Below are 24335 nucleotides of genomic sequence, written 5' to 3' on the forward strand. Positions count from 1 at the left end.
TACTATCGCTAACGCAAATAGGTTTAATTACATCTTACATTCTTCCCTCCTTAGGGGTTAGAGGGCTTATGCCAGCACCGGCTGCACCTTTGTCAATGCTTTTATCTCCTCCATCAATTCATCACTCGGATTAACCTTAAATGACTTCGATGGCATGTCCATCAATATCGCGTCCTCTTTATCCTGTATCTTAAACCGAAGGGTACAATTCTTTACCGGGTACTTTTCGTTGTTCACGTTGATTACTTCCTGCAACCCATTCAGCAACTCAGTATTCAGATCGTTCAAATTAAGCAGCACCGTAAGTGATTTTGTAAACTTATCCCGCATCTCAGATAACAATCCCATGGCGGTAATGCGCAGGTCCCAGTTACCTTCCTGACGGAATTTTTCTTCGATGTTTCCTTTAATATGGATAAAGCAATCTTCCATCAGCAGGTTACGGAATTTAATGTATTCATCCCCAAAAAGGGCAAACTCATAATTGTCCAGGTAATCTTCGAGGACGAACGTCCCGAAAGGTTTGCCGGTTTTGGTGGTTTTATGCTGCACTTTTGTCATAATGCCGCCAATATTCATTTCAGCCCCACCTTTGCGCAGGTTATTAAAGGCCATTTCGGTTTCTTCGCCGCCTTCGCGGTTCTTCATTTTTTGGAGGAGTTTCAGGTCGGATACCGTATGCTTACAGAAACGCTCCAACTCTACTTTATAATTATCCAGCGGGTGTCCGGTCAAATAAATACCGATAACCTCCTTCTCGTACTTCAATTTCTCTATCAGCGGAAATTCTTCCGATTCAGGCAACGTAGGTTCAGGGATATATGATGCTACCGAACCACCGAATAGCGATGATTGTGAGCTATTTTGTGTATTCTGATAATCATTAGCGTATTTGCTCAGACGTTCTATCCCGTTCAAAATACCATTCTCTGTTTTAGCGAAGAATTGCGCACGCTTAAAGCCAAAGCTGTCAAACGCACCGCTGTACACCATATTCTCTAACGATTTTTTGTTTACCGCCCTGGTGTTAGATCGCTGCGCGAAATCATATACCGTTTTATAAGCCCCGTTGGCCTCACGCTCTTCAATAATGGCTTCCACCGCGTTATTGCCCACACCTTTTATCCCCGAAAGGCCAAAACGGATATTACCGTTGCTGGTAGCCGTAAACAATACCGACGACTCATTAACATCCGGACCCAAAACCAGCGTACCCATGCGGCGGCACTCTTCCATAAAAAAGGATATCTTTTCCATGTTGTTCTGATTGTTCAATACCGCGGCCATGTATTCTGCCGGATAGTGAGCCTTCAAAAAAGCCGTTTGATAAGCCACCAACGCGTAGCAAGTAGAGTGCGATTTATTAAAAGCGTATTGCGCGAAGGCCTTCCAGTCATTCCAAACTTTGGTCAGTTTATCTTTAGGGTGGCCCTTGGCAGTGGCACCTTCCACAAACTGGCTTTCCATTTTATTTAGTACCTCTATCTGCTTTTTACCCATTGCTTTACGCAGCACATCGGCATCGCCTTTACTAAAGCCCGCCAGCTTTTGCGATAAAAGCATCACCTGCTCCTGGTATACGGTAATGCCATAAGTTTCAGCAAGGTATTCTTCCATATCGGGCAAATCGTACACAACAGGCTCTAAACCATGCTTACGCTTGATAAATGCAGGAATATACTCTATTGGGCCCGGGCGGTACAGGGCGTTCATAGCGATCAGATCCTCAAACTTATCGGGCTTCAAATCGCGCAGGTACATTTGCATACCATCACTTTCAAACTGAAAGGTGCCGTTGGTATCACCACGCTGGTAAAGCTCATAAGTCTTTTGGTCGTCAAGCGCGATATAATCTATATCGATGCTCACACCATGGTTTTGCTTTATCATTTGCAATGCGCCCTTAATAATGGTGAGGGTTTTAAGGCCCAAAAAGTCCATCTTAATAACGCCTGCGTCTTCTATCACGCGGCCATCATACTGGGTAACCAGCAAGTCAGAGTCTTTAGCCGTTGCCACGGGAACAATATTGGTCAGATCGTCCGGCGCGATGATAACCCCCGCAGCATGTACACCGGTATTACGTACAGAACCTTCCAGTTTTTCGGCAGCTTTTAATACCTGGCTGCGCAGGTCGTTACCATCCAAAATGGCTTTCAATTCGGGCACTTGTTCAATAGCTTCTTTCAGCGTAATACCCAAAGTATCGGGCACCAGCTTTTTCATGGCGTTAACCTCGCTCAATGGCATATCCAATACCCGACCAACGTCCTGTATACTGGTACGAGCTGCCATGGAGCCATAGGTGATAATTTGCGCCACCTGGTTCTTGCCATATTTATCCACCACGTAATCTATCACCTTTTGCCTGCCCTCATCATCAAAATCAGTATCAATATCGGGCATGCTCTTACGGTCGGGGTTCAAAAACCTTTCGAAAAGCAGGTTGTACTTTAACGGGTCGATATTGGTGATGCCTGTACAATAGGCCACTACGCTACCCGCCGCCGAGCCACGACCCGGGCCAATAAACACACCGATATCGCGCCCATGCTTAATAAAATCGGCAACGATGAGAAAGTAACCCGCAAAACCCATGGTACGGATGGTGAACAGCTCAAAGTTGATACGTTCTTCCGCTTCCGGGGATATATCTATATATCGCGCCTTAGCGCCGGTAAAAGTTAAGTGTTTAAGATACTCCCACTGGTTTAATACATCGCTCTCCGGCCCGTCGTGTATCTTAAACTCGGGCGGTATAGGGAAATTGGGGAGCATAATATCGCGCTTCAGTTTCAGCACGTCCACCTTATCCACTATCTCGTTGGTATTGTCTAATGATTCGGGCAGGTCATGGAACAGTTGGCCCATTTCCTTTTGTGTCTTAAAATAAAACTGATCATTAGGGAAACCAAAGCGGTAACCTTTGCCGCCTTCCTCATCGGTAGCTATGGGGGTACTCTGCATATCGCCGGTATTTACACAAAGCAAAATATCGTGCGCGTTACTGTCTACCTGATCTACGTAGTGTGAATCATTCGAACAGATCATCTTCACATTATACTTTTTGGCGTATTTAACCAGCGTATCGTTAATGATCTGTTGTTCGGGTATCTCGTGGCGCTGCAGCTCGATGTAGTAATCCTCACCAAAAATATCCAGCCACCATTTAAATTCAGCCTCCGCTTCCTCGGGCGTACCCTTTAATATGGTTTGTGGTACCGATGCGCCAATACAGCAGGTGGTAGCAATTAAACCCTTGTGATATTTAAGCACCAACTCCTTATCAATACGCGGCCATTTGCTGTACAGGCCCTCCATATAACCCAGCGAGCACAGCTTTACCAAATTTTTATAGCCTTCGGCATTCTTAGCCAAAAACAGCTGGTGGCGGCGCACATCCTTTTTCTCTTTGGTAAACTGCTTTTTATGCCTGTCGTCCACCAAATAAAACTCGCAGCCTACAATGGGTTTAACGCCATGTTTACTTGCCTCGGCCACAAACTTGAACACCCCGAACATGTTACCGTGGTCGGTAATGGCCAATGCCTTCATGCCATCGGCAGCGGCTTTTTTATAAAGCTTGCTAATGTCGGCAGCGCCATCTAAAAGCGAGAACTGGGTATGTACGTGGAGGTGCGAAAAATCGGGCATGGCAAATGAAAAAATCTGTTACACTAATATCTTTACGGGAGAAACAAATTTATCAAAAAAGGATGGTTGAAAGTTGGATGTTGAAAAAAAGGAAATATGTTTACTTTTATTTGATTGATGAAAAACGCTTTAAGGATTTCCTTTATTTTACTGATGCTGATGGTGTCATTTTCCTGCCATCACCCGCACGCCAACCGCGTTGTCATCATCCAACCTTTTACTTATATTTCCCCTTCGCTTATCGCAACAGCATATAAAAAGATACAGGAAACCATCCCAAAAACCATTCTCAGAAAAGCAATTCCCTTACCAACATCGACTTACTACGCATCGCGTAACCGCTACCGTGCCGATAGCATTATTAAATACCTAGATCATTTTGGCAGTGCCGATACAGTTGTAATCGGGTTAACATCCAAAGACATCAGCACCACCAAAGGCAACATGCATGATTGGGGTATTATGGGTTTAGGTTATGAGCCCGGCAACGCTTGCGTAGTATCAACTTTCCGACTATCAAAAACCAATACCCAAAACCAGTTTTCCAAGGTCGTCTTGCACGAACTTGGTCACACACAAGGCTTGCCACATTGCCCCAATAAAACCTGCTTTATGTGCGATGCAGGAGGCGGCAACCACCTTGATGATGAGATTGGGTTTTGCCCCAACTGCAAAGCTTATTTAAAAGGCAAGGGATGGAACTTAGACTAAACACATCTAAAAAATTTAATTAGTAAGAAATTGCACTAAAAATAGTCCACCACCAAAACTATACCCCATATTATTTGTACTAAGTACTGAAAACATCATCATATCGCAAATAATTCTATACAACCATTGAACAGAGCCGGACGCATAGCGCTTAAAACCTTATTATGGATATTGGGTATTGTGATATTCCTGGTGGTATTAGTGGTGATACTCATCCAGGTGCCGTCCGTTCAAAACTTCGCTAAAAACAAAGTGGTAAATTACTTGCAGGAGAAGATCAAAACTAAAGTACAGATCAACCGCCTCAGCGTTGAGTTCCCAAAGTTGATCGTTTTAGAGGGTGTTTATTTTGCCGATCAAAAAGGCGATACGCTGATAGCCGGCAATAAAATGAAGGTGGATATTTCCATGTTCCAACTGCTGCACAGCAAGGTTGAGGTAAATGAGATCAACTTTCAGGGCATTACCGCCAACGTGATCCGCACACCCGATAGTGTTTTCAACTACGATTACATCAGCAAAGCTTTTATGAGCGAGCAGAAAAAGGAACCGCAAAAAACAGATACCTCTTCTACCCTTAAATTTTCGCTTGATAAAGTTATCCTCGACAATATCCATATCCGTTATTCCGATGCGATAAGCGGCAACGATATCCGCTTTTTGTTGACCCACTTTGATACCCGCGTTAAGGATTTTGATATGGACAAAATGAAGTTCAATATCCCTAAGATCACCTTGGCGGGATTTGATGCGAAGATAGTTCAGACACCATCGGGTACACTCGCACCCACTGGTCCGGATACCGCCTCAACACCAATCAACCTCGACCTCAAACTCGATGTGATCGACCTTTCAAAGATCCATGTGGATTACACCGGCAAGGAGATGAAAACCAACGTTACCCTCGGCAAGTTTTTAGTTAACGTTGATAAGATAGACCTGAAGAACCAGGATGTAAACCTGAAAAGCATTGAATTGGCAGACACGCGATCGATGGTGACCTTGCTAAAACCCGAAACCGTAAAAAAAGCTATCGTTAAAGCTGTTAAAAAGTTAGATACCATTATGGCCGCCCCCACAAGCGGCAAACCATGGGCGCTAAAATTGGGTAAACTGAGCCTGAAAAATAACGATGTGAAGTTTGACAACGATGCCCAGGCACCGATGAAAGGCTTTGACTACATGCACATGAACGTGCGCAACCTGAATGCCGAGTTCGAAAATTTTGTGTATTCAAAAGATATTACCGGGCGCATCAATTCCTTCAGCTTTAGCGATAAGAGTGGGTTGGCTGTTAAACAATTCCATACCTCTTTCCTTTACGGCGATAAGCAATCGTACCTGAACGATCTGTATTTGGAAACCCCCAATTCGGTGCTACAGAACCAGGTGCAGATCAGTTATCCCTCTATCTCTGCCATCGCAGATAATTTGGGTCTGCTGCACATCAACGCCAATGTGGTGGGTAGCAAAGTGAGTTTGAAAGATGTGTTGCTTATTATGCCCAACATGTCATCGATGGAGCCGTTCAAACATTCACCTAACGCGGTATTCAGGTTGAGTACAAGTGTTATCGGCAATTTGAATAACCTGAGTATACCGAGTATGGATGTAACCGGCCTGAGCCACACCCACGTTAAAGCATCAGGAACAATCAAAGGTCTGCCTGATATGAACAAGGCATACTTTGACCTGCGCATTGCCGACCTGACCACCAATAAAGCGGATATTAACCGTCTTGCACCTGCAGGTTCTATCCCATCCAACATCAATATCCCCAATGCCTTAAGCGCCAGCGGGACTTTTAAAGGCGGGATGACCAATTTTAACACCAACTTAAAGCTACATTCTACTGATGGTTCGGTGGATGGTAAGGTAGCCCTAAAAATGGGCCCTGGTAAAAATAATATGGTTTATGATGCTGATGTAAAAGCGTATAACCTCAATGTAGGTAAACTCATCGGCCAAAGTAAAAATGTAGGCGTAGTTACCTTAGCCGCAAAAGTAAAAGGCTCCGGCACCGATCTAAAAACCGCTAACGCTACTTTCAGCGGTAATATGGTGCGTGCAAGTATCCGTGGGTATGGCTACCAAGACTTAACTTTTAAAGGTTCGGCAAACCATGGCGCTATTGCAACGGTTGCTAATATGAAAGACCCTAACCTGAACTTCGCATTGGATTTGAAAGCGGACATGAGCAAGAAATATCCATCGGTAAATATGAATTTGGTAGTGGATAGCGCCAATATCCAACGCCTTGGTTTCTCTAAAGACCCGATGCGTTTCCACGGAAAGGTAGTTGCCGATGTACCCACTGCCGACCCTGATTACCTGAATGGCAATATCGCCATGACAGATATCCTGTTCATTAATAAAGACCATCGCATCCGTATGGATAGTGTAAGCGTGGTGGCCACGGCTACGCCGGATAGCAGTACGCTAAACCTTAAATCGCAGCTCATTACCGCTCATCTTGGCGGGAAGTACAAGCTTACCGAACTTGGCGTTGCTTTGCAGGACGATATCAACAAGTATTTTAACATGAACGCGGGCAGCAAGCAGCCAAAGCCGAAGTATTCGCCTACATCGGTAAATTTCAGCGCGGTGATATCAAAAACACCTGTAATGATACAATTTGTGCCCGACCTGAAACACCTCGACCCGGTACGCTTAAGCGGCAGCTTTGACAGCGAGAGCGGCAAGCTGATCGTTAACGGTTCAGCCCCGCGCATCGTGTATGGCACCAACACAATTAACGCGCTCAACCTGAATATCAATACCAATAACAACGCGTTAAACTACAACATTACCCTGGCCGAAATTAAAGCATCTCAAATAGACCTAATTAATACCAGCATTAGCGGGAATGCACAAAACAATAAGCTAAATACCAGTATCCAGGTTCGTGATGCTAAGAATAAAGAACGCTACCGCATTGCAGGCGTATTTGACCAGGCGGGTACCGATTACCGTTTTAGCCTGTTGCCAACAGGCTTGCTATTGGATTATACCGCATGGACAGTTAACGCCGATAACGCCATAGAATTTGGCAGTAACGGCGTTTTGGCGCGCAACTTTAATATATCCAATTCTGGCCAAACACTTAGCATAACCAGTAACCCACCCCAACTGAACGCACCATTGCATATCGCTTTCACTAACTTCAGGATAGAAACATTGACCAAGCTGGCGCAACAAAACTCGCTGCTGGTAGGTGGTGTAATTAACGGTACTGCCGATGTAAAGAACCTGGATAAAACAGCGGAATTTACATCAGACTTGAATATTAATGATTTTAACTTTAAAGGTGATACCGTGGGAAATATCGCGTTAAAAGTAAACAACCAAACCGCCAATACCCTGGCCGCCAATATGGCAATTACAGGCAAGGGCAACCAGGTAAATTTAGATGGCTTTTATTATACCGATAAAAGCAGTTTTGACCTGAACCTGGATATTGTTAACCTGAACCTGAAAAGTATAGAAGGTTTTAGCTTCGGTAACCTTCGCCGTTCAAGTGGCGCTATAAACGGAAAGTTAAAAATTACAGGCACCACCGATATCCCCGTTATACGTGGCGATCTTAATTTTAATAACGCGGCGTTTAACATAACCAAAATAAACACGTACTACCGTGCTCCTAAAGAGAAGGTCACCTTTAATTCCGATGGTATTTTATTTAATGATTTTACGTTGATCGATTCGGCAGGAAATAAGGCTGTGGTTACAGGCAACGTGTATACCACCAATTATACCAGCTATAAATTTGGCTTGGATATCAATACCAGCAACTTCAGGGTATTTAATGCCGTGCAATCGGAAAGCAAGTTATATTACGGGCAGATATACCTGGATAGCCAGATTAAAATACGTGGCGATATGGATAGGCCAATTGTTGATGCCACATTAAAAATTAATGATAAAACCGACCTCACCATTGTGATACCGCAGGATGACCCGGCCATGCAGGACCGTAAAGGCGTGGTAGAGTTTGTTAATAAAAAGGCTCCAAAACTGGACAGTATTATGAAACAACAGCTGGATTCGTTAAAGAAATCTAGCTTAGTGGGCATGGATATTTCAGCCAATATCACGGTGGATAAGAACGCCGCATTTACCATTGTTGTTGATGAGCGCAATGGAGACATTGTTCACTTAAAAGGTGATGCACAATTGAATTTAGGTATCGACATCAGCGGTAAAACGAGCCTTACAGGCACCTATACTGTTAATTCCGGTTCGTACGACCTTGCTTACGCTACGGTTAACCGCAAGTTTCTCATCAAACAGGGCAGTACTGTTACCTGGGAGGGCGACCCTACCATGGCCCGCTTGGATGTTACAGCGATATATGTAGCCAAAGTTCCGCCGATAGATCTGGTAGCCAACCAGCTGGCATCAGAAACTGAGCGGACCATGTACAAAACAAAGCTTCCGTTCAACGTAAACCTGCGCTTGCAAAACGAGCTGATGAAACCCGACATTTCCTTCGGCATCACACTTCCGGATAGTACATACACCGTAACAAGCGATGTAATAAGCACTGTTAACGCTAAGTTGGACCAGTTAAGACAAGATCCTAATGAGTTGAACAAACAAGTATTCGCGGTATTGTTGCTAAACCATTTTGTTGGCGAAAACCCTTTCCAAAGCCAGGGCGGCAGCGAAGGTTTGGCAGGCACCGTACGCAGCAGTGTAAGCTCGCTGCTGTCCGATCAGTTGAATAACCTTGCCGGCAACTTAATTGAGGGCGTAGATGTTAACTTCGCATTGCAGTCGGGTGCCGATTACTCCAGTGGCACCAGCACCAACCGTACAGACCTGAACGTGGGTTTGTCCAAACGCTTTTTGAACGACAGGCTGACCGTTACTGTAGGTAATAACTTTAACCTTGAAGGGCAGCAGGCTAATGAAAAAGCTACAAACATTGCCGGCGACATATCAGTAGGTTATAAGTTGACTGCAGATGGCCGGTATATGATACGCGCCTACCGTCGCGACCAGTTTATTGTAATACAGGGGCAGGTAATTGAAACCGGCGTAGGCTTTTCATTAACTGTTGATTACAACCGCATAAGCCAGATATTTACACGCTCAAAAGCGGTTAAGGAAATGAAGGCGAAGCAAAAGGAAGAAGATAAGAAGCAAAAAGAAGAGCAAAAACAAGTTGCCAACGAACAAAAACAGTCTCAAAATTAAAACATGGCCAAACGTTTATCATATCTTATTCTCCTTGCAATAATTGCATCGTCATGCAGTAATATAAAATACCTGCCCGATGGGCAAAAATTGTATACGGGTGCAAATATTACCATTAAAGATAAGAGCGTTAATAAGAAAGAGCAAAAGGCCATAAAAACAGAGCTATCTTCACTAATAAGGCCACAGCCAAATGCAAAGATATTGGGCCTTCGGTTCAAGCTTTGGCTGCACAACATCAGCAAGGGTAAAAAGAATTTCATCTCCCGCTTTATTAATAAACGCGGCGAGCCGCCTGTGCTTTTCAGCGCGGTAGATATTGACCAAAACAGCAAGATATTTCAAAACAGGTTGCAAAACGAAAGCTATTTCCAGGCGCAGGCCGAAGGCGATAGCGTAGTAAAAGGGCGACGTGTTTCGGTAAACTATACGGTACAAACCGGTCCGGCTTATCATATCAACGAACTGCATTTCCCTACAGATACAGGTAGTTTGGATACCGCTGTAGCGGGAACACGGAGCAGAAGTTTGCTAAAGGTTGGCGATAAATATAACCTTGATGTAATTAAGGCCGAGCGTGTGCGCATAGATGCCCGTTTAAAAGAAGAAGGATTTTATTATTTTAATGCCGATGATATACTGGTGCAGATAGATAGTACCAACGCGGGTAAAAACATGGTGAATGAATATGTAACCATTAAACAAGAAACCAATGACAAGGCCTGGGATATTTACACTATTAAGAACATATATATCTATCCGCGCTATTCGCTCAGGGATACTTCCGTTAAACTGGATTCTGCGAAAAGGTATGACGATTATTTCGTTATCGACCCGAGAAATACCATTCATCCTTATGTGTTCCGTAATGTAATGTCGTTCCACCCCGGCGAACCTTATAACCGTGCCGATCATAACCAGGCATTGAGTCGCTTTATCGATTTAGGACCATACAAATTTGTAAAGAATAATTTTGTGGATGCATCAGATCCGGGTTCGCCAAAACTGAACGCGTTTTATTACTTAACGCCATATCGTAAAAAATCGTTGCGCTTTGAATTATTGGGCCGAACAACATCCGCTAATTTTACAGGTACGCAGGCCACACTAAGTTGGAAAAACCGCAACGCTTTTTTTGGTGCCGAGTTATTAACGGTATCATTACTGGCTAGTTCGGATATTCAGGCCTCGGGGCAAAACAGTGGGTATAATGTGTATCAAACCGGTATCCAAACCAGCCTTACATGGCCACGCTTTATTACGCCTATGCGGGTAAATTCAAACAGCGATTATTTGCCACGCACCAATTTGCAATTGGAGTACGACTTGACCACACGCACCAACCTCTACAACCTAAACGCCTTTAAAGCACAATTTGGTTATCAATGGAGGCAGGATAAACACATCAGTCATGACCTGGAACTAACAAGTATTACCTACGTTAGCGCCACTAACGTTACCAAGCAATATACCGACAGCATAAATAAAACTCAAAACCCAACCTTAAAACACGTTATTGATAACCAACTAACTTTTGGGCCAACGTATAGCTATACCTATACCAACACCGCCGAAGATTATAAAACAAACACGTATTTCTTTAATGGAAAGGTTGGTTTATCGGCAAATTTATTGGGTTTGATTAGCGGAGCAGATACCCTTGGCGGGAGGGATAAAAAAATATTCGGCACAAATTATAACCAGTATGTAAAACTGGAAAGCGAATTGAGGTTTTATCACAACATTAACAGCACCAGTAAGTTTGCAGCACGCTTTTATGCCGGTGCCGGGTTATCATACGGTAACTCTACCCTGATGCCTTACAGCCAGCAGTTTTTTATTGGTGGCTCAAATAGTTTGCGTGGTTTCAGGGCGCGATCGGTTGGTCCGGGCTCTTACACCCCTACAAATACAAGTGGCATAGGTTTCTTGCCCGATGAGTCGGGCGATATTAAACTGGAGGCGAATTTGGAGTACCGCCCCAAACTGTTTAGTATAGTTTATGGTGCTTTGTTTATTGATGCAGGTAATATATGGAACCTAAGATCACATAACGGTTTAGATGGTGCTGCTTTCGGTAAAAACTTTTTAAGCCAGATAGCCGCCGATGCCGGTTTTGGCCTACGTTTCGACGTAACCGTTTTAGTACTCCGTACTGATCTGGGCTTCCCCATCCGCAAACCTTATTTACCCGAGGGCCAACGCTGGGTGATAAACAAAGTGAACTTTTTGGATGGCGGCTGGCGCAGTCAAAACCTTGTGTTTAATTTGGCCATTGGGTATCCGTTTTAAACCTTACACAACCTTAGGCTGAAGAAAGGGTAAAAAAAAGAATAACTTATTGTTTTCATTTCCAAATAAGCTCCCTTTTACTATCTTAGGGCACTAATCCAATATAAATTATAACCAAATGAAAATAACCGTAATTGGTGCCGGTGCTGTAGGTGCAACCTGTGCCGACAATATTGCCCGCAGAGAATTAGCTGAAGAATTAATTTTATTAGACATTCGCGAAGGTTTTGCCGAAGGCAAGGCTATAGATATGATGCAAACTGCATCGTACCTGGGTTTTGATACTAAAATTACCGGTGTAACCAACGATTACGCTGCAACTGCCGGTTCAGAAGTGGTAGTGATCACGTCGGGTTTACCACGTAAACCAGGCATGACCCGCGAAGAACTGATTGGCACCAATGCAGGCATTGTAAAAAGCGTTACCGAAAACATTGTTAAATACTCGCCAAATACCATCATCATCGTGGTTTCAAACCCGATGGATACCATGAATTACCTTACCTTTAAAACATCAGGCTTGCCTAAAAACAAGATCATAGGTATGGGTGGCGCTTTGGATTCGGCTCGTTTTAAATATTACCTGAGCCAGGAATTAGGCTGCTCACCAGCCGACCTGAACGCTGTAGTTATCGGTGGCCATGGCGATACTACTATGATCCCGTTGATCAAACACGCTACCTGGAATAGCATCCCGGTTACCCAGTTTTTAAGCCAGGAACAGCAGGATAAAATTGTTGCCGCTACAATGGTTGGCGGTGCAACACTAACCAAACTGATAGGCACATCGGCATGGTACGCGCCGGGTGCGGGTACTGCCGCTATGGTAGAGAGCATTGTGCGCGATGAGAAAAAACTGATCTCGTGCGGCGTTGCTTTAGATGGCGAATACGGCCAGAAAGACATTTCCCTGGTTGTGCCTGTTGTATTGGGCAAAAGCGGATGGGAAAAGATCGTTGATTTTAAACTAAGCGATGCCGAACAAGCCGAGTTTAACAAAAGCGCCGACGCGGTACGTAATATGAACCAGGTTTTAGCTGATTCAAACTTTATATAATTGACAGAAATACCCCTCCAGATAATAGATCTTGAAGACGACGGCTTCCACCCATTGGTGGAAGTTGTTGTTTTTGGCAAGACCCATACCGTGGTTTTAGATACCGGGGCATCGCGCACCGCGTTCGATAAAAGTATTCTGTTCGAAGCCAATAACGAGGCCGCCTTCCGCGACAGCGAAAAACTATCTACAGGCTTAGGCACCAACACCATGACCTCGGCTACCCTGCTCCTGCACGATCTGCACATCGGCACCTTGCACATCCCAGATTTTGAAGTTGCCGTGCTCGACCTATCCACCATCAACGTAGCCTACAGGCAATTAAACCTGCCACTTATTTTAGGTGTTTTAGGTGGCGATGTACTGATGAAATACGAAGCTGTAATTGATTACGGCAAACGTGTACTTTTATTAAAAGACAATTAGGCCACAATAGTTCGCTTTCTGTACTTCCCTGCAAAGTAAAAGGCAGCATATAATATGATCAGGCCGGTCAGCATACCAAACCTCGAAAAGACAGCCCTGTGCAATACACCGCTCCAAACATCGATATACCGGTTAGGCCTGAATGCGAAACTGGCTGCGGTTATTTTACCGGGTGGCAAGGGATAAATATGGTAAATACGCCTTAACTCATCCTCATCACCCGACCTGCGGTCTTTAGACTGTTTTAGGGTTTCAACCAGTAGTATCATCAGGCTTCTCTTTTCTATCCAGACGGTTATTTTATCACTATCCGGCCTCGTCCCTGTAATTTTATAGCAACTGGTATTACCTATCACTTCGCTTACATTCAATACAGGATTTTTTATGGTATTCAGAATATTATCCTTCCCATAAAACTCTTTTAACAGCAATCCCGGTATCAATGGTGCCCCATTCGGAAAAACGTGTTCTGTATCGTGTAAAACCCAAACCAGGCTTTTATAATCTTTAGTTCTATTGGTATATGCATACCATGTTCTTACTAAACTATCCGAAAGGCGGGTATAAGTATACAGCGAGTTTTCTTTGCCGTCCTCGTAATATTCAAAAGCAAATTGCCCGGTTTTGTGGTAAGCGGTTTTAAAAAAGTAGGTAAAGTTATATTTTTGATTCTCACCATAGCTTTCCTCAACCTTTCCCGAATCAACATAACCCGGTAAACCTGCATAATGTTCCTGTGTTTTAAGCAGGATATCCCTCACACCCATGGTGTCGGCAGGCACTGTATTTGCAAATACCAAAGCCGACAGTGCTACAAACAAACCGGTTAAACAATACCTCATGCTGTTGCCAATTTAAAATCCGGTTCCATGTCACGGCAATCAGCAATTGCCGCGCTTCGTACCACATAGCCTGCCCTGAAAAACACAATGGTTAACATTATCGCAATACTGCCTGTAACAGATGCGGTTGCAAATTTTCCTTCACCTGCTAAAATCTGTGTAGCAAACCACAACAAATAAGCAAACATTTCTAAGTATATCCATTTAAACAGCACTATATTACTCATCGCCAAAGTATAATAGTTTTTGTATTTCCTTGCCTGGCCAAACCTCATTGTCATGGTAATGAGGTATATGGGTACAAAGGGCAAAAAACCTTGAAAAATTGCTCCACTAAATGTCCCTGGGATTTCCGGCAGCCGTACTTCGGTATAAAAAAGATAAAGCCATAACACAATTGTAGTACAAGCCACGGCATATTTAAGGTTCAGTTGCGCCATCAGCGTTTTTAAAAACATGTTACGGTATTTGTTTACCAGCGATGCTTTTTTGCTTTCTTCAAATATCTTAAAGCTGTTATCGCCAAACTCCATCCGTACCATAATGTAAGCGTCTTCCAGGGCCAACCTGTCATCGGCCGTCATCATATCCTGTATGGGATATTTAATGTGTTCGATTATTTCCAGCTGCAAATCGGGGTATTTACAATCCTGCGCAACATACACCCTTATGGTTTCCAATTGATCGTTACTCAATATCATAAGCGGCATTGTTTTTAAATTCAGTAAAGTAAACCCTGAAAAAAATGGCGAAATTTAACATGATTACAGCAACCGCAATACCGCATAGCACTAAAGCAAGCTTATGTAACCATCCAAAATTATCACTGCTAAAACTGAACATATAACCAAAAAACAGCACGCCTAAGGATAACGAAAACGGCATTTGTATTTTATCTATAGCCGTTTCTGTTAAAATGCGGTCCTTATAATTCTTCTCATGTATGTTGGTACGATACTTTTGTACCATAACATAACACCATGGCACACAGGCGAAAATACAAACAAGTACAAGCGGCATAACAAAACTAAGTTGATATACATTGCACACATAATAAACCGCCACAGGTAAAAGCAGCATGCATAACAGTACAAGGGGGTTACGCAGGTATGCTTTAAGGCAAGCCATATACTTAATATTCAGGTCTTTTTTAATATAGCTTTTGCGGCACCTTTCCATCTGCGCCACGCCATGATATCCGCCAAAGTCTTCTTCCAAAATTTTATAGGCTTCGGTATACAAATTACCATCAACAACCCGCTCCTGTAATGCTGTCACTACATGGTCGTAAACTTCCTCGAATGTTTCCTGGTACAAAACCACATCCGTCAGGAGTTTTTTCAGTAATAGTTCATCCAGAGTTGTTAAGTTCATCGTGCCATATTTAATTTAAACTCATCCCTGTACAACTTAAAAAACGACAGCACATACACCATATAAAACACAAAAATGAATATACATACCCCACCGTTCATTTGTATACGATGATTGGCAATGTTCAATAAGTTAAATGTACTGTTCGACAAAAGGGCTGCGATAAAAATATAGTTATCCTTTACCGATTGCTTTTTATATTCAGCAAAATCCCATTGTTTGTACTTAGCCGAGAGCTTTTTGTAAAGGATAAACAACATGGGTACCACCGCGCTTGCCGTGGTAAACTCCAGTAAATACCCACGACTAACCTGGTTGGCTGTTAAAAAATATGCCGCAATAGTAATAATTACGGTAAAACCAACTACCGGAAAATTAAAGAACTGCATCATGTGCTGAAAATGTTTTTTCCGCATGGCTATGTTCATCAGCTTAACGCGATCTTTTTCCATTGCCTTCAACTCATCACGTCCGCCAAACTCTTCATTAATGATCTTCTTTGCAGTTGCAGTTACGTCAATTTCCGTATCATCAAGTCGCTCAATGGCAGATGCGATATGATCGTAAACCTCTTCATAGGTTTCACGGTATTTTACTACAAAATTCAACTCATCCTGTAGTTCCTGTAGTTGTTCTTCGGTTAGTGTCATATCGCCAGGCGTTTTTTAAACTCGTTTTTGTAAACAATCAACCCCGCAATTAAATACAAAGCCAATACAAAGGAAGCGAAGTCTATGATCGTAGCTGCTATGTTTATGAACACCCGGTGATAATCAGCTTTGAAGATAGAACTGGTTTGGATATACAGAAAGCTGCACAACACCCTAAAAAGCACTAAATAAATATAGCCTTTCCAGGTAATCCGCCACATTATCTTTATGCTCGCGTTGTTAATGGATGGTTTTCGATTCCTGTTCTTTTTCCTGAGTATAAAATTGCTGATGCTCATTATAATAAAAGAACTAATAGTAAGTAAGATAAAGCTCCCGGAAAAAACTGAATTGATATTTAATAATTGGTGCTCATAAAAATAACCGTAAATACTACAAAATGTAATTAAAACCAACAATCCCGGCAGTTTAAAAAACCAGTAGAGCTGATCCTTTTGTTTTTGAAACGTCTCTTTCCTTACAATCCGCCTCCTGTTCTCTTCCAGCATTTTTATTCCGTAATGCCCGCCAAAATCGTCTTCAAGTATATTACCGTACGCCCGTTGCAGATCGGCTAAGTCCTGCTTTTCCTCTAAGGAAGTGATTACATGGTCGTAAACCTCCTGGTAAGTTTCATGGTATTCAACCTCATTACTTACCAATACGCCAATATTGGCTTTTTGCTCTTTAGTCAGTATCATTTTGTAGTAGGCTTCAGGTTCAACAATAATTGCAGTTGATCAATAAAAGCCTGTGCTTCGTCAAGCTTACTTGCAACCCCGTTGCCTCCTTCTTCGGTTAAGCGATAGTATTTCCGTACCCGGTTATCTACTATCTCAGTAAAAGTTTCCAGCAAGCCTTCAGCCTCCAGCTTGTGCAGGGCGGGGTACAAAGCACCTTCTGTCAGCTTAATTTCGCCTGCTGTAATCTCTTTTACCTTTTGCGTTATCTCGTAACCATACATTTGGCTGTTATCTTCCAACAGCTTTAAAATAATGGTTTGTAGTGTCCCTTTTAATAGTGGATTGGTGCTCATACCAACAAAGGTATAAAAATTATATACATAAGAAAATTATGTATATAATTTTTTATACATTAAATAATTTCAATTATGTAACTATCTTTATCAAAGACCTCTAAACATTAACAACATGCGTAAACTACTTTTACTTCTCAGCGTAGTAGCTGTATTCCAGGCTTGCAAACCAAAAGCTGATGCCCCACCGCCGGCCAATAAAGAATTGGCTAAACTATTTGACAGCTATTTTGAAGGCTACCTTAAATTGAACCCGCTCACAGCCACCAGCATTGGCGATAAGCGCTACAATGATCAATTGCCTAATGATGGCTCGCAGGCTTATATAAAAGAAGCAAGTAAATTTTATAATGACTATTTGGGTAAGATAAATTTCTTCGCAGATATTAATTTAAATGAACAGGACAAACTCTCGTACGATATTTTTGTGTACGAAATGAAGATCAATGCCGATTATTTCAAATACCATTTTGAGTACCTGCCCTTTAACCAAATGTTTGCCCTTCCGCTTACCATTGGCCAGTTTGGTTCAGGATCGAGCGCGCAGCCATTTAAAACTGTTAAGGACTACGATGACTGGCTGAAACGCCTCTCGGCCTTTGCCCTTTGGGCCGATACCGCCAAAGCCAATTTCAGCAAAGGCATTAAAGCCGGCGATGCATTACCTAAAGCATTGGTGGTAAAAATGATACCGCAAATGGAGAGCATGGTGGTTACCGACCCTGCCAAAAGTTTGTTCTACACCCCCATCACTACTTTCCCTAAATACTTTTCGGAGGCCGACAAAAAGCGCCTGACCGAAGATTACAAAAAAGCTATTATGACGGCAGTTGTACCCACCTACAAAGGCCTGGGCGATTACCTGAAGAATGAATACCTGCCACACGCACGTACAACATCCGGTTTCTCGGCAATGCCCGATGGCGCGGCTATGTACACCTACCTGGTAAAACAGCAAACCACTACCGATAAAACACCCGACGAGATCTATAAGTTAGGCCTTAGCGAAGTAGCACGTATCCGTGGCGAAATGGACAGCATTAAAAACAAAGTTGGCTTTAAAGGCGATATGAAAGCCTTCTTCGCATACATGCAAAACGACCCGAAGTTTATGCCTTACAAAACACCTAAAGAGGTGCTGGCAGCTTTTGAAGATATACACCATCGCATGGAGCCGAACCTTAAAAAGATGTTTACCAATGTACCTAAAACGCCTTTTGAGATCCGCCAGACCGAAGCATTCCGCGCTGCCTCGGCCAGTGCCGAGTACAACCAGGGCAGTGCCGATGGCAGCCGTCCGGGTATATTTTATGTACCGATACTGGATGCCACCAAGTTTAATACCACTTCGGGCATGGAATCCTTGTTCCTACACGAAGCTATACCCGGCCACCATTACCAGATCTCGCTTACGCAAGAGAATACCACACTGCCTAAATTCCGCCGTTTTGGTGGCGATAACGCTTATGTAGAAGGCTGGGCATTATATTGCGAATCATTAGGTAAAGAGCTTGGCCTCTTTGCCGACCCTTACCAGCACATGGGCGCTTTGGGCGATGAGATGCACCGCGCCATCCGTTTGGTTGTTGATGTTGCTATCCACACCAAAGGCATGACCCGCGAGCAAGCCATTAAATACATGATGGACAACGAACAGATAAGTGAACAAGGAGCCACTGCCGAAATTGAGCGTTATATGGGTATACCCGGCCAGGCTTTAGGGTACAAAATAGGCGCCCTGAAGATCCGCGAGCTACGCAACAAGGCCGAAAAAGAACTGGGTACCAAATTTAGCATCGCCGCTTTCCATAACCAGATACTGAAAGATGGCTCAATGCCGCTGGCTGTTTTGGAGAGTAAGATTGATGCCTGGATAACATCACAGAAATAAGCATTCCCGGCACGTCATTGCGAGGAACGAAGCAATCCTAAACTGTTAAGGTCGCAAACCTTTCTATCGAAGATTGCTTCGTTCCTCGCAATGACGGTTTTATTTATTTTGCCATATTCGTAATGCCATACCCATCAATCCACCCAATTCCTTGGGTATTCTTGGGTATTTTCAGGTAAAATCAATACCCATCCTTATCAAATTCGTAATTTCACCAACTAAAAAGTCATGCTTGATTTTCCATTGTTGTTTGGCATTGCACCCAACTACGCCGGAATCAAACGGTGGTATTTGTGGGTATTTTAAAGAACTTTTATATCGCTCTCGCTATGGTTGGTGTTATCACCAGCATGGGTGGTATATGTCGGTGTTATTTCAAATAGGTCTCGCAAAACCATCCCGAATGAAATCAAAACTACTTACACAAATATACGAAATCCCACCCGCAACCCCACAAAAAAACCCGCCTAAAGCGGGTTTTCAATATCCAAAATTCTTGATTCTAACGTCTAAATCCTAAGTGTCAATCCTTGCGTAACGCGCGTTCTTCTCAATAAATTCGCGGCGTGGGGCAACATCATCACCCATCAGCATGCTAAAGGTATGATCGCACTCGGCGGCGTTTTCAATGGTTACTTTGCGCAGGGTACGGGTGTCGGGGTTCATGGTAGTATCCCACAATTGGTGGTCGTTCATCTCACCCAAACCTTTATAACGTTGTATGTGTACACTGTCTTCTTTACCGGCACCTTTTAGGCGTTGCACGGCAATATCGCGCTGTACATCGTTCCAGCAATATTCCTGCTCTTTACCTTTTTTAACTAAGTATAAAGGTGGCGCGGCAATGTACACGTAACCGCTTTCCACCAACTCTTTCATATAACGGAAGAAGAAGGTTAATATCAGCGTGGTAATGTGCGAACCATCCACGTCAGCATCCGTCATGATCACAATTTTGTGGTAACGCAGTTTATCGAGGTTCAAGGCTTTGGCATCATCTGCCGTGCCTATACTTACGCCCAGGGCGGTAAACATATTCTTTATCTCCTCGTTCTCGTAAATTTTGTGCTCCATGGCTTTCTCTACGTTCAGTATCTTACCACGTAGCGGCAAAATAGCCTGGTAGTCGCGGTTACGGCCTTGCTTGGCGGTACCACCCGCCGAGTCACCTTCCACAAGGTATAACTCACAAACCGCAGGATCGCTGTTCGCGCAATCGGCCAGTTTACCGGGTAATCCCGAGCCGCCCATTACGTTTTTACGCTGCACCATTTCGCGGGCCTTACGGGCCGCTGCACGGGCCTGTGCTGCAATTACAACTTTGTTAACGATCAGCTTGGCTTCCCTTGGGTTCTCTTCCAAAAAGTTGCCTAATATCTCGCCTACTGCCGAGTCAACCGCGCCAATTACTTCGTTGTTACCTAACTTGCTTTTGGTTTGGCCCTCAAACTGCGGCTCCTGTACTTTTACCGATATAATAGCCGTTAACCCCTCGCGGAAGTCATCGCCTGTTATCTCAATTTTATTATTCTTCAACAAACCCTCTTTATCGGCATAAGCCTTTAAAGTACGGGTTAAACCACGGCGGAAACCCGATACGTGCGTACCTCCCTCAATGGTGTTGATGTTATTTACATATGAATATACATTCTCGCTATAGGTATCGTTGTACTGGAAAGCCAACTCAACGGGTACGCCGTTCTTAATGCCATCCAAATAAATTGGCTCGGGTATAATTGATGTACGGGTGCTATCCAGGTAAGCTACAAACTCACGTAAACCACCTTCAGAGTAATAAGTATCTGTAAGGAAAGTGCCGTCTTCCAGTTGCTCACGTTCGTCGGTCAGCGTAAGCTTAATGCCTTTGTTCAAAAATGACAACTCGCGTAAGCGGCCCGCCAATGTTTCGTATTTATACTCTGTGGTCAGGGTAAAAATCTCCGGGTCGGGCTGAAAAGTTTGGGTAGTACCGGTATGGTCCGATACACCAATTTCCTTCACCTCGAACAGTGGTTTACCTTTTTCGTACTCCTGGGTAAATATTTTGCCTTCGCGGTAAACCAGCGTTTTCATATGGGTTGATAGCGCGTTAACGCAACTTACACCCACACCGTGCAAACCACCCGAAACCTTGTAAGTATCCTTATCAAACTTACCACCGGCATGCAGCACGGTCATAACAATTTCGAGTGCCGATTTTTGTTCTTTTGTGTTGATACCTGTCGGGATACCACGGCCGTTATCAATAACGGTAATGGAGTTTCCTTTGTGGATGAAAACATTAATGGTATCGCAATGGCCTGCTAAGGCCTCATCTATCGAGTTATCTACAACTTCATATACCAGGTGGTGCAAACCTTTCGAACCTGTATCGCCAATGTACATCGACGGGCGCTTACGAACCGCCTCTAAACCTTCTAAAACCTGTATATTATCCGCTGAATAATTGGATTTGTCTTCTATTTCTTCGCTCATATTTTATGTTAAATCAGCAACCTTCAAAAATAAGAATAAAGGCCGATATAGGCACTATTGTTGATAAATAGCAGAGTGTTAATTTCAGTCGTTCAAAACATTAGGATAGTTAACCCGAAACTTTATCTTTGTCAAAATTTTACGTTACAAATCAATGAAACAATTCACTTCAACTATAGCTAAAGTAACCATAGCTGTAAGCATTTTAGGCGCTGTTGCAGCATGCCAAAACAAAACTGAAACTAAAACAGCTACCCCTGCCACAGCAGTAGCCGAAAAAGCCGAAATTGTATATGTTAACCAGGATACGCTATTAACTAAATACGAATACTTTAAAGATATGACCAAACGCCTGCAGGAAAAAGGCGATGCCGCTAAAAGTGACCTGCAATCAAAAGGTCAGGCGTTTGACCGTGATGTAGCAGATTACAAAAAGAACATAGCTACCTTAAGTGCAGATCAGCGTGCAAGCACCGAGCAACGTTTAGGCCGTAAACAACAAGAGTTGCAAGCTTACCAGCAAAATGCTACCGCCCAGTTCCAAAACGAGCAGGCTGGTGAAAATGAAAAGCTTTACAACAAAGTGGCTGACTTTACCAAAGTATACGCTAAAGAAAAAGGTTATAAACTGGTATTAACTTACTCAAAAGCTAACCCGACCGTATTATTTGGCGACCCAAGTTTAGATGTTACTGCTGATGTGGTAAAGCGCCTGAACGACTTATACGCTAAAGACAAAAAATAAAATATTATAAAACGAGATTAACCCAACCTCAACCCAACAGTTGGGGTTTTTTATTGACAGGAAAAATGGAAGATAAGGTGCACGAGAAGTTTATGAAGATAGCCATAGAGCTATCTGAGTATAATGTACAGGAAGGTTTAGGCGGCCCCTTTGGCGCCGTTGTGGTAAAGGATGGCATGATCATTTCGCGCAGCGCAAATAGGGTGGTTGCATCAAACGACCCTACTGCCCACGCCGAGGTAATGGCCATACGCATTGCCTGCCAGGAGTTAGAAACATTTAACCTTGAAGGTTGCGTGATATACACCAGTTGCGAGCCCTGCCCAATGTGCTTAAGCGCCATATACTGGGCCCGTTTAGATAAGGTTTACTATGCCAACAACAAAGTTGATGCTGCCGCGATAGGCTTTGACGACCATTTTATTTATGATGAGTTGGACAAACAAATGCATGAGCGTAAGTTGCCAATTGTACAAATGATGCGCGATGAGGCACAGGGAGCCTTCGCGCTTTGGAGCAAAATTGAAAACAAAACAGAATATTAGTTATTAACTTTGCAAGATATGAGTAAAACAGTTTTAGTATTTGGCGGATCGGGCCAATTGGGTAATTGCCTTAATGTTGTAGCAAAGTCGATTGGATTTTCGGGCATTATATTCCCGCCTGAAGACCATGCGAATGTGTTGGACCTTGATGCTCTAGATAAACTTTTTGCAGAACACAAACCTGCATATGCCATCAATTGCGCTGCTTACACTGCTGTAGATAAAGCCGAAGATGATATTGACCTTGCCCGCAAAATAAATAAGAACGGAGCTGAAAACCTGGCCAAACTTTGCGAAAAGTATAATGCAACGCTTATCCACGTTTCTACCGATTTTGTGTTCGCCGGGAGCGGGAACCTGCCCCTACAGGAAGATGATATTGCCGATCCCATCAATATTTACGGCCTTACTAAGCTGGAAGGCGAAATTGCAGTTACTGCCCAAACCAAACGCTATTATACCCTGCGTACAAGCTGGCTATACTCTGAATATGGCAACAACTTTGTAAAAACCATGATAAAACTTGGCACAGAAAGGGACCAGCTAAACATTATTGCCGACCAGGTAGGCACGCCAACCTATGCTATTGACCTTGCGGGATGCATCCTCAATATCATCCAAAATGATGCGCAAAAATACGGTATTTATCATTATAGCAACGAAGGTGTAACCTCATGGTATGATTTTGCCAAAGCTATTTTTGACATTGCCGAAGTAGATGTTAAGGCCTACCCTATCCGCACATCTGAGTATCCAACACGCGCCACACGCCCGGCATTCTCAGTAATGGATAAAGCCAAAATAAAAAAGGAACTAAATATTGAAATACCTTACTGGCGTGATAGCCTGGTAAAATGTATAGCGGCATTAAAAGAATAGTTTACTAACCGGGTTGGGAATTACCTTTGTCTATTTTGCCCTTTAATTGTCGCAATCAGCCATCACAAATACTACATGGGTACGCTATCTTTGAATCAATTAAAAACTTAAAAACATGGCAACTCAAATTTTTGTAAACCTACCCGTAAAGGACCTTAGTAAAAGCATTACCTTTTTTGAAGGGCTTGGTTATAGTTTTAACCTGCAGTTTACGAACGAAATGGCGGGTTGTATGGTAGTAAGCGATACCATATATTTTATGATGGTAACAGAAGGATTTTTCCAGCAGTTTACCAACAAACCCATTGCCGACGCGACAAAAACTACTGAGGTTTTGAACTGTGTATCGGTTGAAAGCCGCGAAAAGGCCGACGAAATTTATGAAAACGCCATTGCCGGCGGCGCAAGCCCATCAAAGGAACCTACTGAATATGGCTGGATGTATGGCCGCAGCTTTGTGGACCTGGATGGCCACCAATGGGAAATGATGTGGATAGATCCTGCCGGTCCGCCGTCTGCGTAAAACGTAAAACAACACGAGGAGATTTACAAAGGGCTA

General features: G+C 43.3%; 18 protein-coding genes. 10 read left to right on the forward strand and 8 right to left on the reverse strand.

Annotated features, from left to right (window positions below; translation table 11 throughout):
- Positions 1 to 66: 66 nt before the first annotated feature.
- The gene (gene dnaE / locus KXQ82_RS13930; protein WP_219489004.1) at positions 67 to 3654 is read right to left on the reverse strand and encodes a DNA polymerase III subunit alpha; all 3588 of its coding nucleotides are present in this window, start codon (positions 3652 to 3654) and stop codon (positions 67 to 69) included.
- Positions 3655 to 3771: 117 nt separating this feature from the next.
- On the opposite strand from dnaE, the gene KXQ82_RS13935 reads away from it, so the two are divergent.
- The 5 genes from KXQ82_RS13935 to KXQ82_RS13955 all read left to right on the forward strand — a co-directional run bounded on the left by KXQ82_RS13935 (position 3772) and on the right by KXQ82_RS13955 (position 13339).
- Positions 3772 to 4365: an archaemetzincin gene (locus KXQ82_RS13935; RefSeq protein WP_219489005.1), complete on the forward strand. Its 594-nt coding sequence runs from the start codon at positions 3772 to 3774 to the stop codon at positions 4363 to 4365.
- Between the two features lie 126 nt (positions 4366 to 4491).
- Positions 4492 to 9564: a translocation/assembly module TamB domain-containing protein gene (locus KXQ82_RS13940; protein ID WP_219489006.1), complete on the forward strand. Its 5073-nt coding sequence runs from the start codon at positions 4492 to 4494 to the stop codon at positions 9562 to 9564.
- A gap of 3 nt (positions 9565 to 9567) precedes the next feature.
- Complete coding sequence (tamL, locus tag KXQ82_RS13945) at positions 9568 to 11856, forward strand: translocation and assembly module lipoprotein TamL (RefSeq protein WP_219489007.1); 2289 nt, start codon at positions 9568 to 9570, stop codon at positions 11854 to 11856.
- A 118-nt stretch (positions 11857 to 11974) separates the two neighbouring features.
- Positions 11975 to 12913: a malate dehydrogenase gene (gene mdh, locus KXQ82_RS13950; RefSeq protein ID WP_219489008.1), complete on the forward strand. Its 939-nt coding sequence runs from the start codon at positions 11975 to 11977 to the stop codon at positions 12911 to 12913.
- A complete protein-coding gene (locus KXQ82_RS13955; RefSeq protein ID WP_219489009.1) occupies positions 12914 to 13339 on the forward strand; it encodes an aspartyl protease family protein in 426 nt (141 codons plus the stop codon).
- Here KXQ82_RS13955 and KXQ82_RS13960 read toward each other — a convergent pair.
- The 6 genes from KXQ82_RS13960 to KXQ82_RS13985 are packed head-to-tail and all read right to left on the reverse strand — an operon-like array spanning position 13336 to position 17241.
- The gene (locus KXQ82_RS13960; RefSeq protein ID WP_219489010.1) at positions 13336 to 14181 is read right to left on the reverse strand and encodes a hypothetical protein; all 846 of its coding nucleotides are present in this window, start codon (positions 14179 to 14181) and stop codon (positions 13336 to 13338) included. The genes KXQ82_RS13955 and KXQ82_RS13960 overlap by 4 nt on opposite strands.
- Complete coding sequence (locus KXQ82_RS13965) at positions 14178 to 14891, reverse strand: hypothetical protein (RefSeq protein ID WP_219489011.1); 714 nt, start codon at positions 14889 to 14891, stop codon at positions 14178 to 14180. The genes KXQ82_RS13960 and KXQ82_RS13965 overlap by 4 nt, the downstream gene beginning before the upstream one ends.
- Positions 14869 to 15555: a hypothetical protein gene (locus KXQ82_RS13970; protein ID WP_219489012.1), complete on the reverse strand. Its 687-nt coding sequence runs from the start codon at positions 15553 to 15555 to the stop codon at positions 14869 to 14871. The genes KXQ82_RS13965 and KXQ82_RS13970 overlap by 23 nt, the downstream gene beginning before the upstream one ends.
- A complete protein-coding gene (locus tag KXQ82_RS13975) occupies positions 15552 to 16205 on the reverse strand; it encodes a hypothetical protein (RefSeq protein ID WP_219489013.1) in 654 nt (217 codons plus the stop codon). Before KXQ82_RS13975 ends, KXQ82_RS13970 begins: the two co-directional genes overlap by 4 nt.
- On the reverse strand, positions 16202 to 16906 hold the full coding sequence (locus KXQ82_RS13980) for a hypothetical protein (protein ID WP_219489014.1): 705 nt from the start codon (positions 16904 to 16906) through the stop codon (positions 16202 to 16204). The genes KXQ82_RS13975 and KXQ82_RS13980 overlap by 4 nt, the downstream gene beginning before the upstream one ends.
- Positions 16903 to 17241 (reverse strand): PadR family transcriptional regulator, encoded by a 339-nt coding sequence (locus tag KXQ82_RS13985; RefSeq protein WP_219489015.1) that lies wholly within the window; start codon positions 17239 to 17241, stop codon positions 16903 to 16905. The genes KXQ82_RS13980 and KXQ82_RS13985 overlap by 4 nt, the downstream gene beginning before the upstream one ends.
- A 115-nt stretch (positions 17242 to 17356) precedes the next feature.
- Here KXQ82_RS13985 and KXQ82_RS13990 point away from each other — a divergent pair, with 115 nt between their 5' ends.
- On the forward strand, positions 17357 to 19132 hold the full coding sequence (locus KXQ82_RS13990) for a DUF885 domain-containing protein (protein WP_219489016.1): 1776 nt from the start codon (positions 17357 to 17359) through the stop codon (positions 19130 to 19132).
- Between the two features lie 516 nt (positions 19133 to 19648).
- Here KXQ82_RS13990 and gyrB read toward each other — a convergent pair.
- Positions 19649 to 21607 carry a DNA topoisomerase (ATP-hydrolyzing) subunit B gene (gyrB, locus tag KXQ82_RS13995; protein ID WP_255563660.1) on the reverse strand — a complete coding sequence of 653 codons (1959 nt, stop codon included), beginning with the start codon at positions 21605 to 21607 and terminating at the stop codon, positions 19649 to 19651.
- Positions 21608 to 21761: 154 nt separating this feature from the next.
- Between gyrB and KXQ82_RS14000 the strand changes: the two genes are divergently transcribed.
- From KXQ82_RS14000 to KXQ82_RS14015, 4 genes are all read left to right on the forward strand, one after another.
- Complete coding sequence (locus tag KXQ82_RS14000; RefSeq protein ID WP_219489017.1) at positions 21762 to 22352, forward strand: OmpH/Skp family outer membrane protein; 591 nt, start codon at positions 21762 to 21764, stop codon at positions 22350 to 22352.
- Positions 22353 to 22417: 65 nt separating this feature from the next.
- Entirely contained in the window at positions 22418 to 22897 is a 480-nt protein-coding gene (locus tag KXQ82_RS14005) for a nucleoside deaminase (protein WP_219489018.1), read from the forward strand.
- Between the two features lie 18 nt (positions 22898 to 22915).
- Positions 22916 to 23776 (forward strand): dTDP-4-dehydrorhamnose reductase, encoded by an 861-nt coding sequence (gene rfbD / locus KXQ82_RS14010; protein WP_219489019.1) that lies wholly within the window; start codon positions 22916 to 22918, stop codon positions 23774 to 23776.
- Positions 23777 to 23891: 115 nt separating this feature from the next.
- On the forward strand, positions 23892 to 24299 hold the full coding sequence (locus KXQ82_RS14015; RefSeq protein WP_219489020.1) for a VOC family protein: 408 nt from the start codon (positions 23892 to 23894) through the stop codon (positions 24297 to 24299).
- Positions 24300 to 24335 lie beyond the last annotated feature (36 nt).

It is taken from the genome of Mucilaginibacter rivuli, assembly GCF_019391655.1.
GTDB classification, from domain to species: domain Bacteria; phylum Bacteroidota; class Bacteroidia; order Sphingobacteriales; family Sphingobacteriaceae; genus Mucilaginibacter; species Mucilaginibacter rivuli.

What these genes read in the sequence shown, in the direction of transcription:
- KXQ82_RS13980 (WP_219489014.1), bottom strand. Translation starts at nt 16,906, where the DNA reads ATGATACTGACTAAAGAGCAAAAAGCCAATATTGGCGTATTGGTAAGT.
- KXQ82_RS13975 (WP_219489013.1), bottom strand. Translation starts at nt 16,205, where the DNA reads ATGACACTAACCGAAGAACAACTACAGGAACTACAGGATGAGTTGAAT.
- rfbD (WP_219489019.1), top strand. Translation starts at nt 22,916, where the DNA reads ATGAGTAAAACAGTTTTAGTATTTGGCGGATCGGGCCAATTGGGTAAT.
- KXQ82_RS13935 (WP_219489005.1), top strand. Translation starts at nt 3,772, where the DNA reads ATGAAAAACGCTTTAAGGATTTCCTTTATTTTACTGATGCTGATGGTG.
- KXQ82_RS14005 (WP_219489018.1), top strand. Translation starts at nt 22,418, where the DNA reads ATGGAAGATAAGGTGCACGAGAAGTTTATGAAGATAGCCATAGAGCTA.
- KXQ82_RS14015 (WP_219489020.1), top strand. Translation starts at nt 23,892, where the DNA reads ATGGCAACTCAAATTTTTGTAAACCTACCCGTAAAGGACCTTAGTAAA.
- mdh (WP_219489008.1), top strand. Translation starts at nt 11,975, where the DNA reads ATGAAAATAACCGTAATTGGTGCCGGTGCTGTAGGTGCAACCTGTGCC.
- KXQ82_RS13960 (WP_219489010.1), bottom strand. Translation starts at nt 14,181, where the DNA reads ATGAGGTATTGTTTAACCGGTTTGTTTGTAGCACTGTCGGCTTTGGTA.
- KXQ82_RS13970 (WP_219489012.1), bottom strand. Translation starts at nt 15,555, where the DNA reads ATGAACTTAACAACTCTGGATGAACTATTACTGAAAAAACTCCTGACG.
- KXQ82_RS13985 (WP_219489015.1), bottom strand. Translation starts at nt 17,241, where the DNA reads ATGAGCACCAATCCACTATTAAAAGGGACACTACAAACCATTATTTTA.
- dnaE (WP_219489004.1), bottom strand. Translation starts at nt 3,654, where the DNA reads ATGCCCGATTTTTCGCACCTCCACGTACATACCCAGTTCTCGCTTTTA.
- tamL (WP_219489007.1), top strand. Translation starts at nt 9,568, where the DNA reads ATGGCCAAACGTTTATCATATCTTATTCTCCTTGCAATAATTGCATCG.
- KXQ82_RS14000 (WP_219489017.1), top strand. Translation starts at nt 21,762, where the DNA reads ATGAAACAATTCACTTCAACTATAGCTAAAGTAACCATAGCTGTAAGC.
- KXQ82_RS13965 (WP_219489011.1), bottom strand. Translation starts at nt 14,891, where the DNA reads ATGCCGCTTATGATATTGAGTAACGATCAATTGGAAACCATAAGGGTG.
- gyrB (WP_255563660.1), bottom strand. Translation starts at nt 21,607, where the DNA reads ATGAGCGAAGAAATAGAAGACAAATCCAATTATTCAGCGGATAATATA.
- KXQ82_RS13990 (WP_219489016.1), top strand. Translation starts at nt 17,357, where the DNA reads ATGCGTAAACTACTTTTACTTCTCAGCGTAGTAGCTGTATTCCAGGCT.